Origin of the sequence: Halorientalis sp. (genome assembly GCF_028275115.1) — an archaeon.
GTDB lineage: Archaea > Halobacteriota > Halobacteria > Halobacteriales > Haloarculaceae > Halorientalis.
Genome location: NZ_JAQCNH010000002.1, coordinates 1 through 6,129, shown reverse-complemented (window position 1 = coordinate 6,129; position 6,129 = coordinate 1). Strand labels below are relative to the sequence as shown.

Sequence of the window (6,129 nt, the reverse complement as noted above, 5' to 3'; positions counted from 1 at the left end):
CCGTCTTCGATGGTGATTCCAGCCGGTCGAACGAACTGACCGCTTCCGTCTGGCGGCCGTCTATCAGGCGACTCGTCCCCTCGTCACCAGTATTGTACGGGTCAAGTGGCGCTCCCGAACTAGACACAGTCAGAACAAGCGTTGTGAACAGCAGGATTCCGAGACCCAGCGTGGCCACCAGTACCCACCGTGTGTGGGACGGCCCGGTGGGTTTCAACCGAGTACCCCCGATTGTTGTACGATTCGGAATCCTTCCAGTGCAAGGACGGCGGCCACAACGACTCCGCCAGCTCTGACCAGCAACGAAACACGGTGGTGCCACTGGAAAGGGGCGGCGTCGGTTAGCGTCGCCTCTGTTATAACGACGATTCCGCCATACAACGCGAGTACATATGCCGAAATCTCTGCGACACCGGCGGCCGACAGTCCCAGAAGCACCACAGCCTGGACAGCGAACTGCCGCTGGAGAAAGACACGCTGTGGTCGCGTGTACCGGGCCTCGGTCGACACGCTCGGTTGCATATGACCTACGTAGGGGCACCGGAACTCTACACCACGGTCTCTCACAGGTAACGCACCCCGGTTAGTCGAACCTTGCTGCGCCAGTATAAATGTGGCAGTACAGCGATTGATATGCACAATCCGATTGCTGGGACAGATATACCGGTCCCAGATGTTCGGGGATTCATCCGCGAGACCGCCCGTGCCGTCGACGAACAGGGTATCTCGGGGCTCTCCGTGCCAGCCAAAACGGTGTATCACAAGTTCTTACAGCAAGGGTCACGTCTGCGTCCGGCCGGGCAGTCGATCTACGATGCTGAGTGGGATGTGCTTATCGTCCTCGATGCGTGTCGTGCCGACCTGTTCCGCTCGGTAGTGGCGGCGAATCCAGACCGGTTCGATTTCATTCAGCGAGGACAACTCACAAGCAGACGGTCACTCGAAAGTGCGACACGACCGTGGATGCGACGCACGTTCGGCCCGGATGTTGATGGAGTCGGCGAGACACAGTACGTCGTCGGTAACCCCTGGTCGGCACATGAACTAACCGCCGACTGGTTCGCTGAACTGACTGAAGTCTGGGCGGATTCGTGGGACGAAACGCACGGAACGTTGCTGGCGGCTGACGTGACCGACGCCGCCCTGGCCGCGAGCGAGGACCTGGCCATCGACAGCGACGAGCGACTACTCGTCCACTACATGCAACCGCACTGCCCGTTCATCGAAGCGACTGCACTGTCGACCCCGAAAGCGACTGACGGGTTCGCCACCGCAGCGGAGCGTGACGTGTGGGAACGGCTACAGGACGGGGAGTTCGATTCCCGGGACGTCTGGGATGGATACAGGTCGAACCTGCTCCACGCGCTGGAGGAGGTCGATCGATTGCTCAGTGGCATCGACGCACCAAACGTCGTCGTCACCTCCGATCACGGCAACGCACTCGGTGAGTACGGACTCTATGGCCACCCAGAATCGATGCCTTTCGACTGTCTCAGAACGGTACCGTGGCTCGAAACGACTGGAGAGGATACCGGCGAGCATGACAGTGACGAGCGTTCGGTTCAGACGACCGCGGACCAGGCATCGGCGGCTACCGTTGAGTCACGTCTCGAAGCGCTGGGGTACAAATGAAACTCGAGCGCATCACTCCAGACAGCGCATCCGGGAGCATACGGGTGTGCTTTCTCACCAACCTCTATCCGCCCGAAACGATTGGTGGGGCCGAAACATCTGTCCGCACGGTCGCGGAGGCACTCGCAGACCGTGGGTACGACATATCCGTCATCACGACAGCCCGACGGGGGGACGCGCGGGCCGGTGATGGCCACTTCACCGAACGGCAAAATGGCGTCACTGTCCATCGCTTCGTCCCGTGGAACCTGTACACCCCATACGACTACCGCGAGCAGCCGCGATGGAAGAAGCCGCTCATGCATATGGTTGACCTGTGGAACCCACAGACCCATCACCAAGTCGAGGCACTGCTCAGCGACATCGCTCCCGACGTGGTCCACGTCCACAACTTCGGCGGGTTGTCGCCGTCGATTTTCCGGGCTGCAGCGTCCGAGGCACCGGTCGTTCAAACGCTCCATGACTACCGACTCCTCCACGTCGATCCGGGGATGTTTCTCGAAGGCGAGCAGCGTGAACTTGAGACTCTTATGCGTCCGTTCCGCGCATACAACCGGCGTGTTGTCGAACCGTACCTCGACCGTGTGCTCGCACCGTCGGCGTTCATGATCGAGAAACACGAATCCGCTGGCTTCTTCGATGACGTGCCGACAAATGTCCTCCGATTGGGTGTTGCACCGGACGACCAGGCGCAGCCGGGTACCGTCACGGCAGTCCCACGTGTCCTGTTCGTCGGTCAACTCGCCCAACCAAAGGGCGTCGACGTGTTGATCGACGCGCTTTCACACCTCGAGATGGACCTCCGCGTCGACATTGTCGGGCGTGGTGAGGCTCGGCCAGCACTGGAAGAGCAGGCGGCAGGCGACGACCGAATCCGGTTCCATGGCTTCGTGAGCGAGGCTGCGCTGAGTCAGTTCTACCGTGATGCAACGGTGACTGTCGTCCCGTCACGCTGGAACGACAATTCCCCAATGGTTATCTACGAATCGCTGGCCCGGGCAACGCCAGTAATCGGAACCGACATGGGCGGAATTCCAGAACTCATCACCACCCCGGACGCTGAAGCAGATTCCACGGGGCGAATCGTCGAATCGGAGGCCCCGCAAGCACTGGCATCGGCTATCAACTCCGTGTGTACGCAGAACCCTGACCGGGAGAGTCGGGCAGCGTACCAACAAGCGGCCAAATACACGCTGGCGGCCCACGTAGACCGCTTACTCTCCTATTACGCGGCGACGAGTGACTCCCTTGGTGCCGAGAGCCTCCCGGCAGTGGGTGAACAGTGTGGATCGACACCGCTGTCCGCACAGCAATGAGAGCGTCGGGCCAGACGAGGGCACGGGCGCCGCCAGTCGCCGCGATTGTCCTGTATCTGGTCGTGTATCTGGCTGCGACAGTCATCGTCTTCCGCGGTGGGCAGTACGTTCCTGTACAGACTGGCTACGTGCTCGTACTGGTGACATATATACTGCCGCTCGTTCTCGCCGAACGCGAGTACCTGACGCCGGTCTGGGAGGGATTCTTTCTGTTCGCGACACCCCTGCTGCCGATTTTGATCGTCGTGGATCCATTTCAGGCGGGGTTGTATGGTTATGACGCATACTCCTTTACCATTCCAGCGCTCGACCTGTTGCGCGATGGGGCGTCGGTAGGTGAGTTCGTCGACGCTGACGGAGATTGGCCACAGTTCTACGCCGTCGCGCTAGCGTTTCAACAGCTCAGCGGCGTCGGAACCGGTTTCCTCTGTAAGTACTTTCCGGTGTTCGTTTTTGCGATTCCATTTGTGGTCTATGCGGGCGTCGAACTGATCGCGAAACGGCGAATCGCGTTCTATACCGGAATGGCTGTAGCGTCGACGCGGACGCTGCTAGTGTTCGAGGTGAAGTTCGTCGACGAGACCATTGCAGTGCTCCTGTTCTTTACCGCGCTCGTCTACCTTTCGCTGACGAATCAAACGAAGCGGGCAGTGCCAGGGCTGGCACTCGTCATCACCGGACTCGCGTTGACGCACCACGCGACATCAGTCTTCTTTGCCGTCCTTCTGGTGTGTATGCTGCTTGCGGGGAGTCTCCACCGCGTCCCCTTGCCGAGCGTGCTCGTGAATCGTGTCGTCCCCCAGCGCGGGTCACCCGTCGGTATCGGGTTACTTGGAACCGGACTTGTCGGCTTCGGGGTCGGGGCAGTGTTTCTCTTTCTCGCCCCAGAAGTGACGACGGAACTCGTCATGACGGCTCACGGGTCTCTGTTTGAGGGCCAGCAAACGTCGTCGCCAGTCCAATCTGGGTCGGGGGGCGGACTGTTCTCAGTAAGCGGTGTGCCGGTCCGACAGCTTATCTCCCGTGCGGCGATGGTCGTCTTCGCAATAATGGCTGGCGTGACAGCAGTCGGTATCTTAACCAGGTACAGAACGGCACACTGGGAAGTCGGCTGGGTCGGTGCGGCCGGGATCTTTTCTGGCCTCTACTTCGCCTCACTGGTCGGAGGTCGTGTCGTCCCGCTTGACCCCATCCGAATCCTTCTGTTCCTCGTCGTAATTATCACACCGCCAACACTCAGCATTATTTCCCGGTACCGATTGCTGAGTGACACTCCAGATGACGAGGATACTGACACAACCACATCACCGTCACGGCCGGGGGGTATACGCTCTGCTGTCGCTCTCCTGTTGCTGTCCGCGTTAATCGTGACACAGGTGGCGGCGATTGACCCACACGTCCTGTACACCGACCCGACGACTACAGTCATCGGTGAGGGGCACCATACTGACGCGCAGTTTGGCGCTAGCCAGTGGGCAGAGCGATACTACTCCGGTGCCATGATTGGTGCCGAACGGAGCCTGTGGGTTGCATACGATAACAACTATCGGAACCCGACCCACGGCGTCGGCTCCTGTCAGCAGATACTCAGTGCGTGGCGACCGGAAACGGGTGACCCCCGCCCGGAGAACGTCTCTGTCGTGCTCGACAGTGCTGACATCTCACTCACCCGTTCAGCTACAGGTCCGTACGTTCCAGGGCGGGCCTCGAATACACAGGCATCACCGAGCTACAACTCCGGCCCCCCGACCTGTGGCACATTCGTCCGCTCGAAATTCGTCAAACTCTCAGACTGACAGGATCGAAGGGCGAGATTCAGCGGGCCCCCATCACTCGTCTGCCGAAGAATATCAGCTCCCGGTCGTGACTGTAGTAGCCATTGGAAATCAATGCAGATCCGACCGCACGACTGGCGTGCGGTCGGTGTGTAAATCGCTGCAACCGTTACTACAGGTCAGCAGCCACCGTGGCGAACTGCTCGGCTGCGCGGTCCCAGGTGAATCCCTGTGCCCGGTCACGACCACGTGCAACGAGTTCCGCCGACAGGGCGTCATCAGTCAGCACATCCTCGATGCCAGCCCGAATCGATTCGACCGCGTGAGGATCTACGAACCGCGCCGCATCCCCGCACACCTCCGGCATCGACGACTGATTGCTCGTTACGACTGGGGTCCCCATGGCCATCGCTTCCAGCGGTGGCAGCCCGAATCCCTCGTACAGCGACGGGAACGCGAAGGCGTCTGCGTCGGCATACAGCGAACGCAGTAGTCGGTCGGGCACGAACCCCAGCGTTGTGACCGCTGTAGTGGCGTCCTCATCGAGGTCAACGTCAAGTTGCTGAAAGATGCGCTTCGGTGCCGGTCCCGCAAGCACCAGCTCGTGTGGCAAATCAGTATCGCGTCTGAGCGACGCGAACGCCTCCAGCAGTCGGGTAACGTTTTTTCGTGGGTTCAGTGACCCGACGAACAGCACGTACTCCGAGGGCAAGTCGATATCGAGCGCGTCGAGTGGCGGCCGACCACCGTCTGCGGCCTTGCGGGGTTGGGTCGATGCATCGGTCGTGTCACGACCCGCTGCGTCGAGGTACGGCGAAGCCAGTCCGTTCTGCACGACGTGGACGTCGTCGGGACCGACCGGGAGATGCGTCGTGATCTCGTCCTTCGAAAACGTAGAGATCGTCGTTACTGCGTCCGCTGCTTTGACCGCTCTCGGGAGCGTCGCACGCCTGTAGAGCCGGTGAGCTGGTGCCGAGTGGCCCTGGATGGCGTTTACGTCGTGGACCCAGACAACCGTCGGGTATGGCGTCTCATGTGCCGGTCCGTTGCCGTTTGGTGCGAGCAACACATCCACGTTCGCTAGCGACGCCCGGCGCGGCAGGACGGTCCGCTCCCAGGCTGCGCCATACAACTGTGAGTTGACGATATAGCCGGTTGTATCGAGTGGCAGCTCCGGAAAGCGGTGCTGGACCCGTGGATGCCCGAACAGGACGACCTCGGTGTCCTCTCTGTGCTCGAGGGCACGCACTAACTGTATCGCCGCCTGCACGGCCCCGCCGGGTTCTTCGACAGCAAACGTCCGGGCATTGACTCCGACGCGAAGTGTCTCACTCATATAGGTAGATGAGACTACACAGTGGCTATGTTGCGGTAACGTCGAGATTGTCCGTTCTGGTTACGTCTAG

The 6,129-nt window shown here is 60.5% G+C and carries 5 protein-coding genes; 3 read left to right on the top strand and 2 right to left on the bottom strand.

Going from position 1 to position 6,129, the window contains the following annotated elements:
• Positions 1-213 precede the first annotated feature (213 nt).
• On the bottom strand, positions 214-522 hold the full coding sequence (locus Q0964_RS18585) for a DUF8044 family membrane protein (protein ID WP_475405163.1): 309 nt from the start codon (positions 520-522) through the stop codon (positions 214-216).
• Positions 523-963: 441 nt separating this feature from the next.
• On the opposite strand from Q0964_RS18585, the gene Q0964_RS00420 reads away from it, so the two are divergent.
• From Q0964_RS00420 to Q0964_RS00410, 3 genes are read left to right on the top strand one after another with little or no spacing between them, the layout of a single operon-like run.
• Positions 964-1,632: an alkaline phosphatase family protein gene (locus Q0964_RS00420; protein ID WP_299262251.1), complete on the top strand. Its 669-nt coding sequence runs from the start codon at positions 964-966 to the stop codon at positions 1,630-1,632.
• Positions 1,629-2,948, top strand: coding sequence for a glycosyltransferase family 4 protein (locus Q0964_RS00415; protein ID WP_299262249.1), 1,320 nt, complete (start codon positions 1,629-1,631; stop codon positions 2,946-2,948). The genes Q0964_RS00420 and Q0964_RS00415 overlap by 4 nt, the downstream gene beginning before the upstream one ends.
• The gene (locus tag Q0964_RS00410) at positions 2,945-4,744 is read left to right on the top strand and encodes a hypothetical protein (protein WP_299262247.1); all 1,800 of its coding nucleotides are present in this window, start codon (positions 2,945-2,947) and stop codon (positions 4,742-4,744) included. Before Q0964_RS00415 ends, Q0964_RS00410 begins: the two co-directional genes overlap by 4 nt.
• 151 nt (positions 4,745-4,895) lie before the next feature.
• On the opposite strand, the gene Q0964_RS00405 is transcribed toward Q0964_RS00410, so the two are convergent.
• Positions 4,896-6,059: a glycosyltransferase family 4 protein gene (locus Q0964_RS00405; protein WP_299262246.1), complete on the bottom strand. Its 1,164-nt coding sequence runs from the start codon at positions 6,057-6,059 to the stop codon at positions 4,896-4,898.
• Positions 6,060-6,129 lie beyond the last annotated feature (70 nt).